This is a genomic window from Pseudomonas sp. NMI760_13 (genome assembly GCF_021283245.1).
In the GTDB taxonomy this organism is placed as follows: Bacteria; Pseudomonadota; Gammaproteobacteria; order Pseudomonadales; family Pseudomonadaceae; genus Aquipseudomonas; species Aquipseudomonas peradeniyensis.
This window is the reverse complement of the sequence record NZ_JAJSRC010000009.1, coordinates 120199-141698: the sequence shown is the minus strand read 5'-3', so window position 1 is coordinate 141698 and position 21500 is coordinate 120199. Positions and strand designations below refer to the sequence as shown.

At 65.5% G+C, this 21500-nt stretch carries 15 protein-coding genes; 11 read left to right on the top strand and 4 right to left on the bottom strand.

All coding sequences use genetic code 11. The features are described 5' to 3' along the window. The first annotated feature begins 276 nt into the window (after positions 1-276). The 7 genes from LU671_RS12385 (at position 277) to LU671_RS12355 (ending at position 7152) form a co-directional block, all read left to right on the top strand. Positions 277-1194 carry a glutamate/aspartate ABC transporter substrate-binding protein gene (locus LU671_RS12385; RefSeq protein ID WP_232855793.1) on the top strand — a complete coding sequence of 306 codons (918 nt, stop codon included), beginning with the start codon at positions 277-279 and terminating at the stop codon, positions 1192-1194. 147 nt (positions 1195-1341) lie between these two features. Continuing rightward, a complete protein-coding gene (locus LU671_RS12380) occupies positions 1342-2088 on the top strand; it encodes an amino acid ABC transporter permease (RefSeq protein WP_232855792.1) in 747 nt (248 codons plus the stop codon). Continuing rightward, the gene (locus LU671_RS12375) at positions 2089-2760 is read left to right on the top strand and encodes an amino acid ABC transporter permease (protein ID WP_203647768.1); all 672 of its coding nucleotides are present in this window, start codon (positions 2089-2091) and stop codon (positions 2758-2760) included. Beyond that, positions 2757-3491 carry an amino acid ABC transporter ATP-binding protein gene (locus LU671_RS12370; RefSeq protein ID WP_203647769.1) on the top strand — a complete coding sequence of 245 codons (735 nt, stop codon included), beginning with the start codon at positions 2757-2759 and terminating at the stop codon, positions 3489-3491. The genes LU671_RS12375 and LU671_RS12370 overlap by 4 nt, the downstream gene beginning before the upstream one ends. Before the next feature lie 68 nt (positions 3492-3559). Next, a complete protein-coding gene (locus tag LU671_RS12365; RefSeq protein ID WP_203647770.1) occupies positions 3560-5464 on the top strand; it encodes a sensor histidine kinase in 1905 nt (634 codons plus the stop codon). Further along, positions 5461-6789, top strand: coding sequence for a sigma-54-dependent transcriptional regulator (locus LU671_RS12360; RefSeq protein WP_203647771.1), 1329 nt, complete (start codon positions 5461-5463; stop codon positions 6787-6789). The genes LU671_RS12365 and LU671_RS12360 overlap by 4 nt, the downstream gene beginning before the upstream one ends. Positions 6790-6816: 27 nt before the next feature. Beyond that, the gene (locus LU671_RS12355) at positions 6817-7152 is read left to right on the top strand and encodes a GlpM family protein (protein WP_050704011.1); all 336 of its coding nucleotides are present in this window, start codon (positions 6817-6819) and stop codon (positions 7150-7152) included. Positions 7153-7229: 77 nt separating this feature from the next. Here LU671_RS12355 and LU671_RS12350 read toward each other — a convergent pair whose 3' ends face one another. Next, positions 7230-8225 (bottom strand): alpha/beta fold hydrolase, encoded by a 996-nt coding sequence (locus LU671_RS12350; protein WP_232855791.1) that lies wholly within the window; start codon positions 8223-8225, stop codon positions 7230-7232. 197 nt (positions 8226-8422) lie between these two features. Between LU671_RS12350 and metR the strand changes: the two genes are divergently transcribed. Then, a complete protein-coding gene (metR, locus tag LU671_RS12345) occupies positions 8423-9340 on the top strand; it encodes a transcriptional regulator MetR (RefSeq protein WP_019097212.1) in 918 nt (305 codons plus the stop codon). Here metR and LU671_RS12340 read toward each other — a convergent pair. Further along, complete coding sequence (locus tag LU671_RS12340) at positions 9324-9737, bottom strand: NUDIX hydrolase (RefSeq protein ID WP_232855790.1); 414 nt, start codon at positions 9735-9737, stop codon at positions 9324-9326. The genes metR and LU671_RS12340 overlap by 17 nt on opposite strands. Positions 9738-9912: 175 nt before the next feature. Here LU671_RS12340 and LU671_RS12335 point away from each other — a divergent pair, with 175 nt between their 5' ends. Next, positions 9913-14199 carry a DEAD/DEAH box helicase gene (locus LU671_RS12335; protein ID WP_232855789.1) on the top strand — a complete coding sequence of 1429 codons (4287 nt, stop codon included), beginning with the start codon at positions 9913-9915 and terminating at the stop codon, positions 14197-14199. 75 nt (positions 14200-14274) lie between these two features. On the opposite strand, the gene LU671_RS12330 is transcribed toward LU671_RS12335, so the two are convergent. After that, entirely contained in the window at positions 14275-14526 is a 252-nt protein-coding gene (locus LU671_RS12330; RefSeq protein ID WP_203647775.1) for a type B 50S ribosomal protein L31, read from the bottom strand. A gap of 180 nt (positions 14527-14706) precedes the next feature. On the opposite strand from LU671_RS12330, the gene LU671_RS12325 reads away from it, so the two are divergent. Continuing rightward, positions 14707-16326: an FMN-binding glutamate synthase family protein gene (locus tag LU671_RS12325; RefSeq protein ID WP_203647776.1), complete on the top strand. Its 1620-nt coding sequence runs from the start codon at positions 14707-14709 to the stop codon at positions 16324-16326. Positions 16327-16447: 121 nt separating this feature from the next. Here LU671_RS12325 and LU671_RS12320 read toward each other — a convergent pair whose 3' ends face one another. Beyond that, positions 16448-17857, bottom strand: a complete 1410-nt coding sequence (locus tag LU671_RS12320; protein ID WP_232855788.1) for an amino acid permease — start codon at positions 17855-17857, stop codon at positions 16448-16450. A gap of 425 nt (positions 17858-18282) precedes the next feature. On the opposite strand from LU671_RS12320, the gene LU671_RS12315 reads away from it, so the two are divergent. After that, positions 18283-21402, top strand: a complete 3120-nt coding sequence (locus tag LU671_RS12315; RefSeq protein ID WP_232855787.1) for a transglycosylase domain-containing protein — start codon at positions 18283-18285, stop codon at positions 21400-21402. Positions 21403-21500 lie beyond the last annotated feature (98 nt).

Here is a 21500-nt window from a genome sequence, read left to right as displayed (position 1 = left end):
GCCAAGCCATGTCGGTAGATAGCTACATGTCTTCATTCGGATTTCCGAACAGCATGGCACCATGCGTTCGGTTTGACGGACATCAAATGACATCCAAAAACCTTCAACAAAGAGTCATCCCCAGCATTTTCACGGCGTTATGATCAAGGTTGGGGCTTGGCACGACTCATGCTCTACACTTGAACGCCGAATGCACCACGCTTCATGCTGTATTCGTTGAACGAAAGAGTCCGCCAACGGCTCCATAAAAAAAACAAACACGTCGAGGAAAATTTGATGCGCATCGTTCGTCAATTGCTGGGCGCCGCCATCGCGGCCGCTGTCATCGCATCGCCGGTCATGGCCGAAGAGCTCACCGGTACTCTGAAGAAGATCAAGGACTCCGGCACCATCACCCTGGGCCACCGCGACTCCTCCATCCCGTTCTCCTACCTGGCCGGCAAACCGGAACCGGTGGGCTACTCCCATGACATCCAGCTAGCCGTTGTCGAAGCTCTGAAGAAGCAACTGGGCACCGACATCAAGGTCAAGTACAACCTGGTTACCTCGCAGACCCGCATCCCGCTGGTGCAGAACGGCACCGTGGACCTGGAGTGCGGCTCCACCACCAACAACGTCGAGCGCCAGCAACAGGTCGGCTTCTCGGTGGGTATCTTCGAAGTCGGCACCCGCCTGCTGACCAAGGTCAAGGATGGCCAGCCCTCCTATAAAGATTTCGCCGACCTGGCCGGCAAGAACGTGGTGACCACCGCCGGCACCACCTCCGAGCGCATCCTCAAGGCGATGAACGCCGACAAGCAGATGAAGATGAACGTGATCTCCGCCAAGGACCACGGTGAAGCCTTCAACATGCTCGAAAGCGGCCGCGCCGTGGCCTTCATGATGGACGACGCCCTGCTGGCCGGTGAAATGGCCAAGGCCAAGAAGCCTGCCGACTGGGTCATCACCGGCACGCCACAGTCGTACGAAATCTACGGCTGCATGGTGCGCAAGGACGATCCGGCCTTCAAGAAAGCGGTCGACGAAGCCATCGTCGCCTACTTCAAGTCGGGTGACGTCAACAAGAGCTACGACAAGTGGTTCCAGCAGCCGATTCCGCCAAAGGGCCTGAACCTGCAGTTCCCGATGAGCGACGAGCTTAAAAAACTGATCGCCGAGCCGACCGACAAGGCAGCGGACGAGAAGAAGTCCTGACCTCCGGCAAATAGTGGCCTGAAGCGCATCCGCGCGAATCCATCCAACAGGCCACTTAGTTAGTGTCTAACCTTTACATCCGAGGGCGTCGAACGCCCCCGGATGTATCGAGGTGCCCGTGAAACAACCGTCTGAGGGGAAATCCCGATGAATTACAACTGGGACTGGGGCGTGTTCTTCAAGTCCACCGGCGTGGGCAGCGAAACCTATCTGGACTGGTACATCACCGGCCTGGGCTGGACCATCGCCATCGCCGTCTCCGCCTGGATCATCGCCTTGCTGCTGGGCTCGCTGCTCGGCGTGATGCGTACCGTACCCAATCGTCTGGTGTCAGGGATTGCCACCGCCTACGTCGAGCTGTTCCGCAACGTGCCGCTGCTGGTGCAGCTGTTCATCTGGTACTTCCTGGTACCGGACCTGCTGCCCGAAGGCCTGCAGGAGTGGTTCAAGCAGGACCTCAATCCGACCACCTCGGCGCTGATCAGCGTGGTCATCTGCCTGGGCCTGTTCACCGCCGCCCGTGTCTGCGAGCAGGTGCGCACCGGCATCCAGGCGCTGCCCCGCGGCCAGGAGTCGGCCGGGCGCGCGATGGGCTTCAGCCTGTCGCAGATCTACATGAACGTGCTGCTGCCCCAGGCCTACCGGATCATCATTCCGCCGCTCACCTCGGAATTCTTGAACGTGTTCAAGAACTCCTCGGTGGCCTCGCTGATCGGCTTGATGGAGCTGCTGGCGCAGACCAAGCAAACCGCCGAGTTCTCCGCGAACCTGTTCGAAGCATTCACCCTGGCCACCCTGATCTACTTCACCCTGAACATGGGCCTGATGCTGCTCATGCGCATGGTCGAGAAGAAAGTCGCGGTACCGGGCCTGATTTCCGTGGGAGGCAAGTAAATGGACATGGATTTCAGTGAAATCATCCCGGCCCTGCCCGCCCTCTGGGACGGCATGGTCCTGACCCTGCAACTGATGGTCATGGGCGTGGTCGGCGGCATTGCCCTGGGTACCATCCTCGCCCTGATGCGCCTGTCGTCGAACAAGCTGCTGGCCAATGTCGCCGGCGCCTACGTCAACTACTTCCGCTCCATCCCGCTGCTGCTGGTGATCACCTGGTTCTACCTGGCGGTGCCGTTCGTGCTGCGCTGGATCACCGGTGAAGACACCCCGGTGGGTGCGTTCACCTCCTGCGTCGTGGCGTTCATGATGTTCGAGGCGGCCTACTTCTGCGAAATCGTCCGCGCCGGCGTGCAGTCGATCTCCAAGGGCCAGATGGGCGCCGCGCAGGCGCTGGGCATGAGCTACGGCCAGTGCATGCGCCTGATCATCCTGCCCCAGGCGTTTCGCAAGATGACCCCGCTGCTGCTGCAACAGAGCATCATCCTGTTCCAGGACACCTCGCTGGTCTACACCGTCGGCCTGATCGACTTCCTCAACTCGGCCCGCTCCAACGGCGACATCATCGGACGCTCCCACGAGTTCCTGATCTTCGCCGGTGTCGTCTACTTCCTCATCAGCTTCTCCGCTTCGTGGCTGGTCAAGCGCCTGCAAAAAAGGATCACCGTATGATTTCCATCAAGAACGTCAACAAGTGGTACGGCGACTTCCAGGTACTGACCGACTGCAGCACCGAGGTCAAGAAGGGTGAAGTGGTGGTGGTCTGCGGCCCGTCCGGCTCGGGCAAGTCGACCCTGATCAAGTGCGTCAACGCGCTGGAACCGTTCCAGAAAGGCGACATCGTGGTCGACGGCACCTCCATCGCCGACCCGAAGACCAACCTGCCCAAGCTGCGCTCGCGGGTCGGCATGGTGTTCCAGCACTTCGAGCTGTTCCCGCACCTGACCATCACCGAGAACCTGACCATCGCCCAGATCAAGGTGCTCGGCCGCAGCAAGGAAGAAGCCACCAAGAAAGGCCTGGCACTGCTTGAGCGCGTGGGACTGTCGGCCCATGCCCACAAACACCCCGGCCAGCTCTCCGGCGGCCAGCAGCAGCGCGTGGCCATCGCCCGTGCCCTGTCGATGGACCCGATCGTCATGCTGTTCGACGAACCCACCTCGGCACTGGACCCGGAAATGGTCAGCGAAGTGCTCGATGTAATGGTGCAACTGGCCCACGAAGGCATGACCATGATGTGCGTGACCCACGAAATGGGCTTTGCGCGCAAGGTGGCCAACAGGGTCATCTTCATGGACAAGGGCAGCATCATCGAAGACTGCACCAAGGAAGAGTTCTTCGGCGACCAGGGCGCCCGCGACCAACGCACCCAGCACTTCCTCAGCAAGATCCTGCAACACTAAGTCCGCCTCAGTGACGCTGCCCGGCCCTTCGCCGGGCAGCGGAAGCTGGTCGTGACAAGGCCACTGTGATGAAATGCGACCCCTCGCTCCTTCGCCCTGCCCAGCCTGCCGTGAAATCCCGTCTGATCCGCCAACTGCTCGTCCCGCCCCTGGTCATCCTGCTGATGGTCGGGCTAGGCTTCGCCGGCTTCCTGATCAGCGAGAGCAACGGCATCCGCACCCTCAGCGAGAACGGCGAGCGCCAGCTGGAACTGCACGCGCGTACCGTCGAGAGCGAAATCAGCAAGTACACCTACCTGCCCAGCCTGCTGGAACTGGAAGACAGCGTCTCGCGCCTGCTCACCGACCCCGAGGCTGGTGATCGCCAGGCCGTCAACGAATACCTCGAAGGCCTGAACCGACGCAGCCGCAGCCGGGCGATCTTCGTCCTCGACACCAACGGCCGGGTCCAGGCCACCAGCAACTGGCGCGACGCCGACTCCTTCCTCGGCGAGGACCTGGCGTTTCGCGCCTACTTCCAGGTCGCCGTGCGCGGCGAGCCGGGGCGCTTCTACGGCATCGGCAGCACTACTGGCGAGGCCGGCTACTACCTGGCCCACGGGCTGGAGGAGCACGGCAAGATCATCGGCGTGGCGGTGATCAAGGTGCGCCTGGACACCCTCGAGGAGCGCTGGCAGCGCGCCCGCCTGGAGGCCTTCGTCAGCGACGAGAACGGCATCATCATCCTCTCCAGCGACCCGGCCCGGCGCCTGAAATCGGTGCGCCCGTTGACGCCGCAGATCAAGGAGCGCCTGGCGCGCAGCCTGCAGTACTACTGGTGGCCGCTCAACGAACTGCAACCGCTGGCCCGCGAAACCCTGGCCGACGGCGTGGAGAAGCTCACCTTCCCGGCCAACAGCGAGACCGACCAGGGCAAGCAGCGAGAGGTGTCCTACCTGGCCCAGACCCGCCGCCTGGTCGACACCCCCTGGCATTTCACCCTGCTCACCCCGCTGCAGGACCTGCGCCGCGAATCGATGATGCAGGGCATCCTGGTGGGCGTGGCCTTCGCCCTGCTGGCGATCCTGGCCATCGCCTGGAACGAGCGGCGCAAGGTGATCGCCACCCGCCTGGCCGCCCGCGAGGCGCTGGAAGAAGCCAACAGCCAGCTGGAACGCAAGATCACCGAGCGCACCGCCGACCTGCGCGCCAGCAACGAACGGCTCAAGGGCCAGATCCGCGAGCGGCGCCACGCCGAGCAGACCCTGCGCCACGCCCAGGACGAACTGGTCCAGGCCGGCAAGCTGGCGGCCATCGGGCAGATGTCCACCAGCATCGCCCATGAACTCAATCAGCCCTTGGCGGCCCTGCGCACCCTGTCCGGCAACACCGTGCGCTTCCTTGAGCGCGGCGCGCTGGAAACCGCCAGCGCCAACCTGCGCACCATGAACGACCTGATCGACCGCATGGGCCGCATCACCGCCAGCCTGCGCTCGTTTGCCCGTCGTGGCGACGACAGCGGCCAGGCTTCGCTGGAAAAGGCCGTCGAAGCCACTCTGCAGGTGCTGGCCAACCGCATCAGCGCCTGTCACCTGCAACTGCACCGGCAGTTCGACGACCAGCTGCTGGCCATCGACCAGACCCGGCTGGAACAGATCCTGGTCAACCTGATCGGCAACGCCCTCGACGCCATGGCCACCCAACCCCTGCCGCAACTGTGGCTGGAAGGCGAAGTCCAGGGCGACAAGTACCGCCTGCGGGTGCTCGACAACGGCCACGGCATCGATGCCGAGGCACGCAAGCACCTGTTCGAACCCTTCTTCACCACCAAACCGGGCGAGCATGGCCTGGGCCTGGGCCTGACCCTGTCGGCGAGCCTGGCCACCGCCGCCAAGGGTACACTGAGCGTCGAACATCCCGCCGGTGGCGGCACCGCGTTCGTGCTTGCCCTGCCCCTGGTCACGCCCCCTAGCGAATTGGCTGAGCCTCTATGAAACAAGCACCTCTCACCGTCCTGATCGTCGAAGACGACCCGCACGTGCTGCTCGGCTGCCAGCAGGCGCTGGCCCTGGAAGACATTGCCTGCGAAGGCGTCGGCAGCGCCGAGCAGGCCCTGGAACGCATCGGCGATGACTTTGCCGGTATCGTCGTCAGCGATATCCGCCTGCCGGGCATCGATGGCCTGGAACTGCTCAACCGCCTCAAGGCCCGCGACCGCAGCCTGCCGGTGGTGCTGATCACCGGCCACGGCGACATCGACATGGCGGTCGGCGCCATGCGCAATGGCGCCTACGACTTCATGGAGAAACCCTTCTCGCCCGAGCGCCTGGTCGAGGTGGTACGCCGCGCCCTGGAACAGCGCGGCCTGTCTCGCGAGGTATTCGCCCTGCGCCGCCAACTGGCCGAGCAGAGCAGCCTGGAAGGGCGCATCATCGGCCGTTCGCCGGCCATGGAGCAGCTGCGCGAACTGATCGCCAACGTCGCCGACACCTCGGCCAACGTACTGATCGAAGGCGAGACCGGCACCGGCAAGGAACTGGTGGCCCGCTGCCTGCACGACTTCAGCCGACGCCAGGGCCAGCCGTTCGTGGCGCTGAACTGCGGCGGCCTGCCGGAGAACCTGTTCGAAAGCGAGATCTTCGGCCACGAGGCCAATGCCTTCACCGGCGCCGGCAAGCGGCGCATCGGCAAGATCGAGCACGCCAACGGCGGCACGCTGTTCCTCGACGAGGTCGAGAGCATGCCGCTCAACCTGCAGATCAAGCTGCTGCGCGTGCTGCAGGAGCGCACCCTGGAACGCCTGGGCTCGAACCAGAGCATCCCGGTGGACTGCCGGGTGATCGCCGCGACCAAGTCTGACCTCGCCACCCTGGGCCAGAGCGGCCAGTTCCGCAGCGACCTGTACTACCGCCTCAACGTGGTCACCCTGGAGCTGCCACCGCTGCGCGAGCGCCGCGAAGATATCCTGCAACTGTTCGAGCATTTCCTGCAGCAATCGGCCCTGCGCTTCGACCGCGAGGCGCCGGAGCTGGACAGCCAGACCCTGTCGCGGCTGATGGCCCACGACTGGCCGGGCAACGTGCGCGAGCTGCGCAACGTCGCCGAGCGCCATGCCCTGGGCCTGCCTGCGTTCAAGAAGGGCCCCAGCGGCGGCGCCAGCCAGGGCCTGGGTTTTGCCGAGGCGGTGGAGGCGTTCGAGCGCAACCTGCTCAGCGACGCCCTGCAGCGCACCGGCGGCAACCTCAGCCAGGCCAGCCAGGAGCTGGGCATGGCCAAGACCACGCTGTTCGACAAAGTGAAGAAGTACGGCCTCGGCTGATCGGCAACCTGACCCTGGAAATTCAACGTGGACCTGGTATTCAAAGCGGCCCTGGGCGCCGGCGTGGTGGTGCTCCTGGCGATCCTGTCGAAGACCCGCAACTACTACATTGCCGGCCTGGTGCCGCTGTTTCCCACCTTTGCCCTGATCGCCCACTACATTGTCGGCAAGGGGCGGTCGCTGGAAGACCTGAAGACCACCATCCTGTTCGGGATGTGGTCGATCATTCCGTACTTCGTGTACCTGGCAACGCTCTACGTACTGGTCGACCGCCTGCGCCTGGAGGCGTCGCTAGCCCTGGCCACGGTGGCCTGGCTGGTGGCGGCGACGGTGCTGGTGAGCGTTTGGGTGCGGATGCATTGAACGAATCGCGGGGCAAGCCCGCTCCCACGAATGGTGCGCAGGGCTATCGTGGGAGCGGGCTTGCCCCGCGATGGGGTCTAGAGCCGGGCGATATGCGTGACATCCTGCCGATGCGCCTGCAGGTAGGGTAAAACCGCCCCCAGCAACGGTGCCTTGAACGGCTCCTGGAAACGATGCGCCAGCCCCGGAATCAGCCGCAACTGGCTGCCCTGGATATGCGCCGCCAGATGCACCCCGTGCATCACCGGCAGCAACGGATCGGCGGTGCCATGCACCACCAGCGTCGGCACCCGCAGCTGGTTGAGCAACTCGACCCGACTGGGTTCGGCAAGGATCGCCATGATCTGGCGCTTGACCCCTTCCGGATTGAACGCCCGGTCATAAGCCACGGCGGCTTGTTCGAGCAGCGCAGTCCGGTCGTCCCGCACCTCGGGGCTGCCCAGCGCTGCCAGCAGGTCGGCCTGCTGCTCGATGGCCACCTCGCGACTCGGCGCGCTGCGCCGCGCCAGCAACTGCACCAGCGCCGGATCCGGCGCCGGCAGGCCGACGGCGCCCGAGCTGGACATCACCAGGGTCAGGCTGCTCACCCGCTCCGGGGCCATGGCCGCCAGGTGCTGGGCAATCATGCCGCCCATGCTCACACCCAGCACATGGAACTGGCGGATGCCCAGGGCATCCATCAGTCGCAGACCGTCACCGGCCATGTCGGTGAGGGAATAAGGCGCCGACACCGGCAGGCCCAGCTTGTAGCGCAGCAGTTCGACGGTCAGGTTGGCCGAGGCCGGCAGCTGGTTCCAGCGCGACAGGCCGACATCGCGGTTGTCGTAGCGGATCACCCTGAAACCCTGGCGGCACAGGGCCTCGACCACGTCGTCCGGCCAGTGAATCAGCTGCCCGCCCAGGCCCATGACCAGCAACAGCGCCGGATCGCGGGGCGCACCGACACTCTGGTAGACCAGGCTCAGCTCACCCAGCTCGGCCCGTTGCACCGGCACATGGACGTCGCAGCGACCCTCGGCGAAACTCGCCGGCACGCTGACCAGCAGCAAGAAGAAAAGTAGTAAAGCCCGCATGAAAGAAACACCAGAATGCAGATCCCCAGTAGAGCGCGAGTCTGATGAAATCCGTTCGGGCGCGCTGCCACAAAACCGTGACAGTTTCGTGAACCTTGCCGAGCGGTCGTGTGCATCCTGTTATCGACAGCACATGGCAACATGAGGGAAACTCAACGCAATCTCGTTTTAGCTCAAAGAATGCTCACGGAGCCGTCGTGCTGGAAATCCGCCACCTGAAAACCCTTCATGCCCTACGCGAAGCAGACAGCCTGGTGGAGGCCGCCGAGCGCCTGCACCTGACCCAGTCGGCGCTGTCGCACCAGTTCAAGGAGCTGGAGGAGCGCCTGGGCCTGCCGCTGTTCGTGCGCAAGACCAAGCCCATCCGCTTCACCAGCGCCGGCCTGCGCCTGCTGCAACTGGCCGATGCCACCCTGCCGCTGCTGCGCGGCGCCGAGCGCGACATTGCCCGCCTGGCCGGCGGTACCGCCGGACGCCTGCACATGGCCATCGAGTGCCACAGCTGCTTCCAGTGGCTGATGCCGACCATCGATCAGTTCCGCGATGCCTGGCCGGAAGTGGAGCTGGACCTGGCCTCGGGCTTCGCCTTCGCCCCGCTGCCGGCCCTGGCCCGCGGCGACCTGGACCTGGTGGTGACCTCCGACCCGGTGGACCTGGCCGGCATCACCTACGTACCGCTGTTCACCTACGAGGCCATGCTCGCCGTGGCCAACCAGCATGCGCTGGCGAGCAAGCCCTATATCGTGCCCCAGGATCTGCTCGACCAGACCCTGATCACCTACCCAGTGGAACGCGACCGCCTGGACATCTTCACCCGCTTCCTGGAGCCGGCCGACATCGAGCCGGCGGCGGTGCGCACCTCGGAGCTGACGGTGATGATGATGCAACTGGTAGCCAGCGGTCGCGGTGTGTGCGGCATGCCGCACTGGGCGCTGCACGAATACAGCTCGCGGGGCTACGTGAAGGGCAAGCGCCTGGGCGAGAAAGGGCTGTTCGCCACGCTCTACGCCGCGGTGCGCACCGACATGCTCGATGCACCGTACATGCGCGACTTCCTGCTGACCGCCAAGGACACCTCGTTCGCCACCCTGGACGGGGTCAGCGCGGTGCGTTGAGGCCTTCGCGCCACAGCGGCAGGATCAGGTCGCGAGTCAGGGGGGCCAGATCCAGGTCCGGCGCCTGGTCGGCGGACAGCCAGGTCACCTCTTCGATTTCCGCCGCCGGGTTTACCGTCGCGGTGCATTGGACGCGAAACAACTCGGCCTGCACCTCGAAGCCCGGTTCGTTGGCGGCCGGGGCGCTGAAACGGCCCAGGTGAATGGCCTGGACCGGGTCGACGCGCAGGCCCAACTCCTCGTGCAGCTCGCGTACCAGCGTCTGGGCCGGCGATTCGCCTGCATCGATCTTGCCGCCAGGCTGCATGAACGCCTGGGTGCCGCGCTTGCGTACCAGCAGGGTGCGGCCTTGCGCGTCGATGAGCAGGGCGGCGGCGATGCGGATAATGTTGGGCATGGTGGACTCACGAGCGAATGAAGGGGCGCAGGATACCTGACAAGGCCCTATCGCGGGGCAAGCCCGCTCCCACCAGAGCCCTGCCGAGTACGCGTGGGAGCGGGCTTGCCCCGCGATAGGCCTCCCGGACGAACGGCCCCTTGCCAATCCGCTGGCAACCCGCCATAACCAACCCATGAACCTCCCCGCCCACCAACACCCGGTGCTCGGCCTGTTCCACCCCGCCGTCGCCACCTGGTTCCGCCAGCGTTTCGCCACGGTCACCGAGGCCCAGGCCGGCGCCTGGCCGCTGATCCACGCTGGCCAGTCGATGCTGCTGGCCGCGCCGACTGGCTCGGGCAAGACCCTCAGCGCCTTCCTCGCCGTGCTCGATGAGCTGTTTCGCCAAGGCCTGGCGCACAACGGCGAACTGCCAGCACAGACCCAGGTCGTCTACGTCTCGCCACTCAAGGCGCTGTCCAACGACATCCGCCTGAACCTCGACGCGCCGCTCGAAGGCATCGGCCGGCAGCTCGAACAGCTTGGCCTGAAGGCCCCGCGCATCACAACCGCCGTACGTACCGGCGACACCCCGCAGAAGGAGCGCGCGGCCATGCGCAAGCTGGCGCCGCATATCCTGGTGACCACGCCGGAATCGCTCTACGTGCTGATGGGCTCGGCCTCGGGCCGCGAGGGGTTGGCCAACGTGCACACAGTCATCGTCGACGAGATCCACGCGCTGGCCGGCAACAAGCGCGGCTGCCACCTGGCGCTGACCCTCGAGCGTCTGCAGGCCCTGGCCGGCCGACCGCTGCGACGCATCGGCCTGTCCGCCACCCAGCGCCCGGTAGAGCGGGTGGCGCGGTTCCTGGTCGGGCATGAACGCCCCTGCGCCATCGTCGATATCGGCCATGCCCGCCATCGTGACCTGGCCCTGGAAGTGCCACCCGTGCCGCTGGGCGCGGTGATGGCCACGGATGTCTGGGAGCTGGTCTACGACCGCCTCGCCAGCCTCGCCCGCGAGCACCGCACCACCCTGGTATTCGTCAACACCCGGCGCCTGGCCGAGCGCCTGACCCGCCACCTTGGCGAGCGCCTGGGCAACCACGCCGTGGCCGCGCACCACGGCAGCCTGGCCAAGGAACATCGCCTGGCCGCCGAGCAGCGCCTCAAGGGCGGCGAACTGCAGGTGCTGGTGGCCACCGCCTCACTGGAGCTGGGCATCGATATCGGTGAGGTCGACCTGGTCTGCCAGATCGCCTCGCCGGGCTCGATCGCCGCCTTGCTGCAACGGGTCGGGCGTTCCGGCCACCAGGTCGACGGCGTGCCCAAGGGGCGCCTGTTCCCCACCTCGCGGGACGATTTGATCGAATGTGTCGCCCTGCTCGACTGCGTGCGCCAAGGCGAGCTGGACGAATTGCACATCCCCGAGGCGCCACTGGATGTATTGGCCCAGCAGATCGTCGCCGAAGTCAGCAACCAGCCCTGGGACGAACGGGCGCTGCTCGACCTGTTGCGCCAGGCCAGTCCCTACGGCCAGCTCGACGAAGGCCACTACCAGGCCTTGCTGCGCATGCTCGCCGAGGGTTTCAACGGCCGCCAGGGCATCCGCAGCGCCTACCTGCACCGTGATGCGCTGAACCACACCCTGCGCGGGCGGCGCGGCAGCCAGCTGACCGCCCTGACCAGCGGCGGCACCATCCCGGAGACCGCCGACTATGCGGTGCTGCTCGAACCCCAGGCGCTGAACATCGGCAGCGTCAACGAAGACTTCGCCGTGGAGAGCATCGCCGGCGATATCTTCCAGCTGGGCAACGCCTCCTATCGCATACTACGGGTCGAACCTGGCCGGGTACGGGTCGAGGACGCCCACGGCCTGCCGCCGACCATCCCGTTCTGGCTGGGCGAGGCGCCAGGTCGCAGTGACGAACTGTCCGCCGCAGTGGCCCGCCTGCAGCAGCGGATCGACCAGCAATTGCAGGCCGGCGACAGCCAACAGGTGCGCGCCTGGCTGCAAACGGCCTACGCCCTGGATGAAGGCTGCGCAGAGCAACTGCTCGACTACCTGGGCCGCACCTGGCAGGTACTGGGCGCCCTGCCCTCGCAGCAGACGCTGGTGATGGAGCGCTTCTTCGACGAATCCGGCGGCACCCAGCTGATTATCCACTCGCCCTACGGCAGCCGGATCAACCGTGCCTGGGGCCTGGCCCTGCGCAAGCGCTTCTGCCGCACGTTCAATTTCGAGTTGCAGGCGGCGGCCAGCGAGGACGCCATCGTGCTGTCGCTATCCACCAGCCACAGCTTCGCGCTGGACGAGGTATGGCGTTACCTGCACAGCCGCACGGCCGAACCGATCCTGGTCCAGGCCCTGCTCGATGCGCCGCTGTTCGGCGTGCGCTGGCGCTGGAACGCGGCGGTAGCGTTGGCCTTGCCGCGCTATGTGGGCGGACGCAAGGTGGCGCCGCAGATCCAGCGCATGAAGAGCGAGGACTTGGTGGCCGCCGTGTTCCCCGACCAGATCGCCTGCCTGGAGAATATCGTCGGCGAGCGGCAGATCCCCGACCACCCGCTGGTGCAACAGACCCTCGACGACTGCCTGCACGAGGCCATGGACAGCGAGGGCTGGCTGGCATTGCTGCGGCGCATGGAAAATGGCGAGGTACGCCTGCTAAGTCGCGACCTGCCGGCCCCTTCGCCGCTGGCTTCGGCCATCCTCAACGCCCGGCCCTACACCTTCCTCGACGACGCGCCGCTTGAAGAGCGGCGTACCCAGGCCGTGCTCAACCGACGCTGGAACGACGTGCACAGCGCCGACGACCTGGGTGCGCTGGACGGCGACGCCATCGCCGCGGTTCAGGCCGAGGCCTGGCCGCGGGCAAACAACGCCGACGAAATGCATGAGGCGCTGATGAGCCTGGGCGCCATTACCCAACCTGAAGTAGAGGGCAATCCCGGCTGGCCGCAACTGCTGCTGCAACTGGCCAAGGCAGGTCGCGCCTGTCATCTGGATGCCGGGGAGCGACGCCTGTGGTTCGCCCGCGAGCGCCTGCAGGCAATGCTGATCCTGTATCCCGACGCACGCCCGCACCCGGACGTTGCGGTGTTGCCGGGCTTCGCCGACCCGCCCGACCTCGACACGGCCCTGGTCGAGTTGCTGCGCGCACGGCTCAGTGGCTTCGGTCCATTGACCCTGACCGAGATCGTCAACCCGCTTGCACAGCCGGCGGGTAATGCCGAACAGGCCCTGGCCCGCCTGGAAGGCGAAGGCTATGTGATGCGTGGCCACTTCAGCCCAGGCCAGACTGGCCTGCAGTGGTGCGAGCGGCACCTGCTGGCACGTATCCACCGCTACACGGTCAAGCGCCTGCGCCAGGAAATCGAGCCGGTCAGCCTGCAGGACTTCATGAGGTTTTTGTTCGACTGGCAGCACCTGGGTGGCGAAGCACGCCTGCGCGGGCCGCAGGCGCTGGGCGAAGTGCTCGCCCAACTGCAAGGTTTCCCCGCCGCCGCCGGTACCTGGGAAAGCGACCTGCTGCCGGCTCGTATCAAGGACTACAGCCCACACTGGCTGGACGATGCCTGTCGCAGCGGCCAGTGGGCCTGGAGCCGGCTGGCCTCGACACAGTCAGCCAGCACCCTGGCCAGCACGCCCCTGGTGCTGCTGCCCCGCGAGCACCAGGGGCTGTGGCGCAGCCTGGCGCCCACAGCCGACCTCGAACAACTGGGCGCACGCGCACGGCGGGTAATGCAGACGCTGCAGGAACAAGGCGCCTTGTTCTTCGATGAACTGGCCCATGAGGCCCACCTGCTACCCAGCGAGCTGGAGACAGCCCTGCAGGAACTGGTAGGTTCCGGCCTGGCCAGCGCCGATGGTTTCAGCGGCCTGCGCAGCCTGATCACACCCGCGGCCAAGCGCACTTCACGCAACAGCCGCCGCGGCCATCCTGCGCTGTCGAGCAGCATGGTCCACGCCGGACGCTGGGCGCTGTTGCGTCGTTCGAGCATTGCAGTGGACGCAGACCTGCGCCTGGAACATGTGGCCCGCAGCCTGCTGCGCCGCTATGGCGTCATGTGCTGGCGCCTGCTGGAACGCGAAAGCGACGTGCTGCCGTCGTGGCGGGACCTGTTGCGCTGCTACCACCGCCTCGAGGCCCGCGGCGAAATCCGTGGCGGGCGCTTTATCGCCGGGCTGGCGGGTGAGCAGTTCGCCTTACCTGAAGCCGTGGGGCTGTTGCGCCAGGTGCGCAGACGCACGCCACAGGGCGAGCTGGTGGTGGTCAGCGGCTGCGATCCGTTGAACCTGGTGGGTACCTTGTTGCCGGGGGCCAAGGTACCGGCGGTGGCGGGTAACCGCGTGCTGTACCGGGAGGGTGTCACGGTGGCCACTCGGGTGGCGGGGCGATACCAGTTTCTGATCAAGGCGTCGGCGACCGAGCAGGAGCAGTGGCATCAACAGCTGTTGCGCCAGACGCCGCCCCTGTAGGAGCGGCTTCAGCCGCGATCACCCGCAAAGCGGGTGCCACACTCAGCTCAGCCTGCTTCGCGGCTAAAGCCGCTCCTACACCTGGAAACCGGCGAAGCGCTTGTTGAACCCGGCCACCCGGCCTTCGACCGTGGTCTTACGCTGCTGCCCGGTGTACACCGGATGCGAGGCACTGGACACATCCAGCGCCACATAGGGGTAAGTCTGACCGTCGCTGTGCATCTGGGAGCGATCTGTCTCGACGGTCGAGCCGATCAGGAAGAACACATCGGCGGCAGTGTCGTGAAACAGCACGGGGCGATAGGCGGGGTGGATACCAGCTTTCATGGGGTCAATCTCCTGCGAGCAATAGTTACTTTATAACATATCTCATTGCGAATGATTTTCGATACCCCAATTTTCATTTTTCTCGTCCGCCCCACGCTGGCATAGCGGCGCCCAACCGGGCTATGGTCGGGCTTTGCCCCAGGCCCCTGAGCCTGACCGAGCCATTCGCAAGGACACCGTATGAGCCTGTCACTCCTCAGCCGTTACGCCTTCTTCGCCGCCTGCGTGCTGTTCACCCTCGCCAGCCTGCCGTTCCTCACCCACGACTGGTTGTGGCCGTTCACCCTGACCACCGGGGTGCTCAGCCTGATCGGCGTGTTCGACCTGCTGCAGCAACGCCACGCGGTCCGCCGCAACTACCCGATCCTGGGCAACATCCGCTACCTGGTCGAGGGCATCCGCCCAGAGATCCGCCAGTACCTGCTGGAATCCGACAGCGACGCCCTGCCCTTCTCCCGCGCCCAGCGCTCGCTGGTCTACGCCCGGGCCAAGAACGAAGCCTCGGACAAACCCTTCGGCACCCTGATCGACGTCTACGAGTCGGGCTTCGAGTTCATCGGCCACTCCATGCGCCCGGCGCCGTTGGCCGACCCGGCCAGTTTCCGCGTCAGCGTCGGCGGCCCGCAGTGCACCCAGCCGTACTCGGCATCGATCTTCAACATCTCGGCCATGAGCTTCGGCTCGCTCAGCGCCAACGCCATCCGTGCCCTCAACCAGGGCGCCAAGCTGGGCAACTTCCACCACGACACCGGCGAGGGCAGCATCAGCCCCTACCACCGCGAACACGGCGGCGACCTGGTCTGGGAACTGGGCAGTGGCTACTTCGGCTGCCGCACCGCGGACGGCCGCTTCGACCCCGAGCGCTTCGCCGCCCAGGCGCAGAACCCGCAGGTGCGGATGATCGAGATCAAGATGAGCCAGGGCGCCAAGCCCGGCCATGGCGGCATCCTGCCCAAGCACAAGGTGACCCGGGAAATCGCCGAGACCCGTGGCGTCATGATGGGCGAGGACTGCATCTCGCCATCACGCCACAGCGCCTTCTCGACCCCGATCGAAATGATGCAGTTCATCGCCCAGCTGCGTGAACTGTCCGGCGGCAAGCCGGTGGGCTTCAAGTTCTGCCTGGGCCACCCGTGGGAATTCATGGGCATCGCCAAGGCCATGCTGGAAACCGGCATCCTGCCCGACTTCATCGTCGTCGACGGCAAGGAAGGCGGCACCGGCGCCGCCCCGGTGGAGTTCACCGACCATATCGGCGTGCCGCTGCGTGAAGGCCTGCTGTTCGTGCACAACACCCTGGTCGGCCTGAACCTGCGCGACAAGATCAAGCTCGGTGCCAGCGGCAAGATTGTCAGCGCCTTCGACATCGCCAGCGTGCTGGCCATCGGCGCCGACTGGGCCAACTCGGCGCGTGGCTTCATGTTCGCCATTGGCTGCATTCAGTCGCAGAGCTGCCACACCAACAAGTGCCCGACCGGCGTGGCCACCCAGGATGCCCTGCGCCAGCGTGCGCTGGTGGTGCCGGACAAGGCCCAGCGAGTGCTCAACTTCCACCACAACACCCTGCGCGCCCTGGCCGAAATGCTCGCCGCCGCGGGCCTGGAGCATCCGGCGCAACTGGAGGCCAAGCACCTGGTGCGGCGGATCTCGGCCACCGAGATCAAGCTGTTCTCGCAGATGCACGTGTTCCTCAAGCCGGGCGAGTTGCTGACTGGCGAGGTCAATGGGCAGTTCTATTCGCGGATGTGGCAGCTGGCCCGGGCCGATAGTTTCGAGCCGCATAGCGAGGTGGCGGCCTGATCGATCACAGGGGCCGCTTTGCGGCCCTTTCGCGGCACAAGGCCGCTCCTACAGGGGGACGCATAATCCCTGTAGGAGCGGCCTTGTGCCGCGAAAGGGCTGCGCAGCAGCCCCCGCTATTTCAGCTTGTCAGCGCCTGCGCCTCTTTCGGCGCCAGACGGAAGCTGTAGTACAACGCCGTCAGCAGCACCAGGAACGCCGGGCCGATATACAGGGCCACGCGGGTATCCTCGAAGTACGCCATCAGCCCCACCACCAGCACCAGGAACGCCAGCGCCAGGTACGAGCTCAACGGCCACAGCCACATGCGGTACTTCAGCGCGTTGCGCTCGGCAGTGCTCAGCCCGGCGCGGAACTTCAGCTGCGCCAAGAGGATCATCACCCAGGTCCAGATCGCGCCGAAGGTGGCGATCGAGGTCACCCAGACGAACACCTTCTCCGGCACCAGGTAGTTGGCCAGCACACCCAGCAGCAGCGCGGCGATCGACAGCAGCAGCGCGTTGCGCGGCACGCCGCTTTTCGAGGTGCGGGCGAAGGTGGCCGGGGCCTGGCCGTTCTGCGCCAGGCTGTAGAGCATGCGCCCGGTGCTGAAGATGCCGCCGTTGCACGACGACAGCGCGGCGGTGATCACCACGAAGTTGATGATGCCGGCGGCGGTCTTGATGCCCAGGCGCTCGAAGGTCATCACGAACGGGCTGCCCTGGCTGCCGATCTCGTTCCACGGGTAGATCGACAGGATCACGAACAGCGCGCCCACGTAGAACAGCAGGATGCGCCAGAACACCGAGCCGATGGCCTGGGGGATGGTCTTCTGCGGGTTGCGCGCTTCGCCGGCGGTCAGGCCGATCATTTCCACGCCCAGGTAGGCGAACATCACCATCTGCAGCGACATCAGCACGCCGGTCACGCCGTTGGGCATGAAGCCGCCGTTGCTCCACAGGTTGGAGATGCCCATGGCCACGCCGTCGTTACCGAAGCCGAAGGCGATGATGCCGATACCGCCGAGCACCATGGCAATGATGGTGACGATCTTGATCAGGGCGAACCAGAACTCGAACTCGCCGAATGCCTTGACCGCGATCAGGTTGATCGCGCCCATGCTGCCCAGGGCCATCAACGCCCAGATCCAGCGCGGCACGTCGGGGAACCAGATGCCCATGTAGATGGCCACCGCGGTGATCTCGGCGACACAGGTCACCAGCCACAGGAACCAGTAGTTCCAGCCCGTGAGGAAGCCCGCCAGGGGGCCTAGGTAGTCCTGCGCGTAGCGGCTGAAGGAACCTGCCACCGGGTTGTGCACGGCCATCTCGCCGAGGGCGCGCATGATCACCAGGATGGCCAGGCCACCGATAATGTAGGAGAGCATGATGGCGGGGCCGGCCATTTCGATGGCCTTGGCCGAACCCAGGAACAGGCCGACGCCGATACAGGCGCCAAGGGCCATCAGACGGATGTGCCGTTCGCCCAGCTCGCGCTTGAGCGGGCCGCCCTGGACGGACTCGTCGTGGGCAGGATGGTTGCCGACTGGCATAGCAATACAACCTCATTTTGTTATTGGATTTGACCTTCGTGCAGCACCGGCCGCGCCGATAGGCGGGGCGTCGTCTCGCCAGGCCGCCTTGTGGGCGGGCCTGTCCACCGGGCGCGGGGCGTCGGCGGGTCGAAGGGGGCGAGCAGTATAGGAAGCCACTTGCAGGGCTTTTCACTTTATACAGTGGGATATTTGGCGAGAATTCTCGGCAAAAAGCCCTTTACCGGAGGGGCATTCTGGCCTCGCTCCGCCCATGCACAGGAATGGGGCAGCTACATTAACAACATTGCCGAAGAATGGAAGTCGCACCAAAGGCGCATGTTCATACGCGATTGCTCGAAGCTTCTTACAAATTTTTCACCAAACTGGGCCAGCGTCTAAGCTTCAGACAAGTAACGCGAAAACACCTGGCCGGACTCAAGACTATGGGCGCACTGTGGCAATCGGAACCAACCGGAACGGAAGCACCCAAAGCACCTCAGGCTGAAGCCCCCTTGCCCAAGACCCCACGTCAGCGCCGCCTGTGGTGGCGCCTGATCCTGCTCATCCTGTTGATCGGGCTGGTCGCGGTGGGCCTTGCCGCTTATGACGAGTTCCAGACCTCACGCCTGCAATCGCGCGAGTTCAGCCGTCTGGCCGGCACCCTCACCTACGCCCTCGAGCCCGGCCCGAGCGATGCCATCGTCTACCCGGGCGAGGGTCCCTTCGACAGGCGCCTGGGCTACAGCGCCCTGGGCGAGTTCCTGCCACGGCTGCTCAAGCGCGACTACCTGATCAACCAGCAGGTGCGTTTCTCCCCGGCGCTGATGAACTACGTCGATCACGGCCTGTTCGTGCCCTACGTGGAGAAGATCCAGGCCGGCCTGTCGATCACCGACTGCCGCGGTGACATGCTCTATCAGTACAACTACCCGCAGCACCTGTACCCGAACTTCGCGGCGATCCCACCGGTGATGGTCAACAGCCTGCTGTTCATCGAGAACCGCGACCTGCTCGACCCGAAAGACCCGCAGAACAACCCGGCGGTGGACTGGCCGCGCTTCGCCAAGGCCGCCTACAGCCAGGTGGCCAAGTACCTGGCGCTGCCCGGGCAGTCGGCCGGCGGCAGCACCCTGGCCACCCAGCTGGAGAAGTACCGGCACTCGCCGGACGGGCTGACCGTCTCGGGCGCGGAGAAGATCCGCCAGATGATTTCCGCCAGCGTGCGCGCCTACCAGGGCGGCCCGGACACCACCGAGGCCCGCGAACGCATCGTGCGCGACTACCTCAACAGCGTGCCGCTGTCGGCGGTACCCGGCCACGGCGAGGTGCACGGCATGGCCGAAGGCCTGCGGGTGTGGTACGGCGCCGACTTCGACCAGGTCAACCAGGCCCTCACCTCCACCGCCAGCGATGAAAAGAGCATGGCCGAACGCGGCCTGGCCCTGCGCCAGGTGCTGTCGCTGATGATCGCCCAGCGCCGCCCCTCGCACTACCTGTCCAAGGGCCGCATCGAGCTGGCCGAGCTCACCGATTCGCACATCCGCGTACTCGCCGCCAACGGCATCATCGAGCACCCCCTGGCCGACGCCGCCCTGGCCAGCAAGGCGGTGTACCGCGACTGGGTGGCCCAGCCGACCATCGTGCCGATCATCACCAACAAGGGCATCAGCCTGGCCCGCAACCGCCTGGCGGCCATGCTCAACCGGCCGCTGTACGACCTCGACCGCCTCGACCTGTCGGCCACCAGCACCCTGCAGGCCGACCTGCAAGTGCAGGTCAGCCAGTACCTGAAAAACCTCGCCGACCCGGAGTTCGCCGCACAGATCGGCCTGATCGGCGAACGCCTGCTCACCGCCAAGACCACCGACCAGGTGAGCTACAGCTTCACCCTGTTCGAACGCACCGCCGACGGCTCGCGGGTGCGGGTGCAGACCGACAGCACCAACCAACCCTTCGACATCAACGAAGGCAGCAAGCTAGAACTGGGCTCCACCGCCAAGCTGCGGGTGCTGACCACCTACCTGGAGATCATCGCCGAGCTGCACGACAAGTACGCCGGCAAGCCGGCGGCCGAGCTGAAGAAGGTCCCGGTGGCCGAACTCGACCGCATCACCCAGTGGTCGCTGGAATGGCTGATGCAGAACAGCAAGAACCAGAGCCTGGACGCCATGCTCGACGCCGCGCTCGAACGCAAGTACTCGGCCAACACCGGCGAGGCCTTCTTCACCGGTGGCGGCATGCATGTGTTCAACAACTTCCGCAAGGAAGACAACAACCGCAATCCGACCCTCAAGGATGCCCTGCGCGAGTCGATCAACCTGCCGTTCATTCGCCTGATGCGCGACATCGTGCGCTACGTCACCTACCAGCAGCCGTTCAACCGCGAACCGCTGCTCAGGGACGACAGCGACCCGCGCCGCCAGGAATACCTGGCGCGCTTTGCCGACCGCGAAGGCTCCAACTACACCATGCGCTTCTGGAAGAAATACCAGCGCAAGACCTCGCAGCAGCGCCTGGACACCTTCCTCGACAGCCTGCGCGTAACCCCGCAGCGCCTGGCTGCGGTGCACCGCTACCTGTTCCCCGAGGCCGGCCAGGAGACCTTCAACGCCTTCGTCCGCGCCCACAGCAAGGAAGACAAGAAGGCCATGGCCAAGCTCACCGACGGCCGCCTGGTGGAGATGTACGAAGCCTACGGCCCGGGCAAGTACGACCTGCCCGACCAGGGCTACATCGCCAAGGTCCACCCATTGGACCTGTGGCTGCTCGGCTACCTGCTGAAGAACCCCGGCGCCTCGCTCAAGGACGCCCTCAACGCCAGCCGTTTCGAGCGTCAGGAGGTCTACAGCTGGCTGTTCAAGAGCCGCCACCAGGGCGCCCGCGACAGCCGTATCCGCACCATGGTCGAGATCGAGGCGTTCACCGACATCCACCAGCGCTGGAAGCGCGTCGGCTACCCGTTCGACCACCTGGTGCCGTCGCTGGCCACCGCCATCGGCAGCTCCGGCGACCGCCCGGCGGCGCTGTCCGAACTGGTCGGGATCATCCAGAACGACGGCGTGCGCCTGCCCACGCTGCGCATCGACACCCTGCACTTCGCCCAGAACACCCCCTACGAGACGCAGTTGATCAGCGACCCGGACCGTGGCCAGCGGATCCTCCCGGTGGAAGTCGCCCGGGCGCTCAAGGGCGCCATGTCGCAGGTGGTCGACGCCGGTACCGCACGGCGCATCTCCGGCAGCTTCAAGCTGCACGACGGCACCCCGCTGGTGATGGGCGGCAAGACCGGCACCGGCGACAACCGCATCGAAAGCTTCGGCGCCGGCGGCCGGCTGATCGGCTCGCGTTCGCTGAACCGCACCGCGACCTTCGTGTTCTTCCTCGGCGACAACCACTTCGGCACCCTCACCGCGTTTGTCCCGGGGCGCTCGGCCGAAGCGTTCAAGTTCACCTCGGCATTGCCGGTGCAGGTGCTCAAGGGCATGGCGCCGATCCTCATGCCGTACCTGGAGCCGGGCAACCCCACCGCCTGCAAGGCGCCGCAGGTGGCGGGCCAGTCCTGAACTATCAAAAAATTAGATGATAATCATCTGCATTTGAAGGCTTGTCTTTAGATATATCTTGAGTAATATCTTGAGATATATCTTAACAGACGGAGCCC

What these genes read in the sequence shown, in the direction of transcription:
- LU671_RS12385 (WP_232855793.1), top strand. Translation starts at nt 277, where the DNA reads ATGCGCATCGTTCGTCAATTGCTGGGCGCCGCCATCGCGGCCGCTGTC.
- LU671_RS12380 (WP_232855792.1), top strand. Translation starts at nt 1,342, where the DNA reads ATGAATTACAACTGGGACTGGGGCGTGTTCTTCAAGTCCACCGGCGTG.
- LU671_RS12375 (WP_203647768.1), top strand. Translation starts at nt 2,089, where the DNA reads ATGGACATGGATTTCAGTGAAATCATCCCGGCCCTGCCCGCCCTCTGG.
- LU671_RS12370 (WP_203647769.1), top strand. Translation starts at nt 2,757, where the DNA reads ATGATTTCCATCAAGAACGTCAACAAGTGGTACGGCGACTTCCAGGTA.
- LU671_RS12365 (WP_203647770.1), top strand. Translation starts at nt 3,560, where the DNA reads ATGAAATGCGACCCCTCGCTCCTTCGCCCTGCCCAGCCTGCCGTGAAA.
- LU671_RS12360 (WP_203647771.1), top strand. Translation starts at nt 5,461, where the DNA reads ATGAAACAAGCACCTCTCACCGTCCTGATCGTCGAAGACGACCCGCAC.
- LU671_RS12350 (WP_232855791.1), bottom strand. Translation starts at nt 8,225, where the DNA reads ATGCGGGCTTTACTACTTTTCTTCTTGCTGCTGGTCAGCGTGCCGGCG.
- LU671_RS12340 (WP_232855790.1), bottom strand. Translation starts at nt 9,737, where the DNA reads ATGCCCAACATTATCCGCATCGCCGCCGCCCTGCTCATCGACGCGCAA.
- LU671_RS12335 (WP_232855789.1), top strand. Translation starts at nt 9,913, where the DNA reads ATGAACCTCCCCGCCCACCAACACCCGGTGCTCGGCCTGTTCCACCCC.
- LU671_RS12330 (WP_203647775.1), bottom strand. Translation starts at nt 14,526, where the DNA reads ATGAAAGCTGGTATCCACCCCGCCTATCGCCCCGTGCTGTTTCACGAC.
- LU671_RS12325 (WP_203647776.1), top strand. Translation starts at nt 14,707, where the DNA reads ATGAGCCTGTCACTCCTCAGCCGTTACGCCTTCTTCGCCGCCTGCGTG.
- LU671_RS12320 (WP_232855788.1), bottom strand. Translation starts at nt 17,857, where the DNA reads ATGCCAGTCGGCAACCATCCTGCCCACGACGAGTCCGTCCAGGGCGGC.
- LU671_RS12315 (WP_232855787.1), top strand. Translation starts at nt 18,283, where the DNA reads ATGGGCGCACTGTGGCAATCGGAACCAACCGGAACGGAAGCACCCAAA.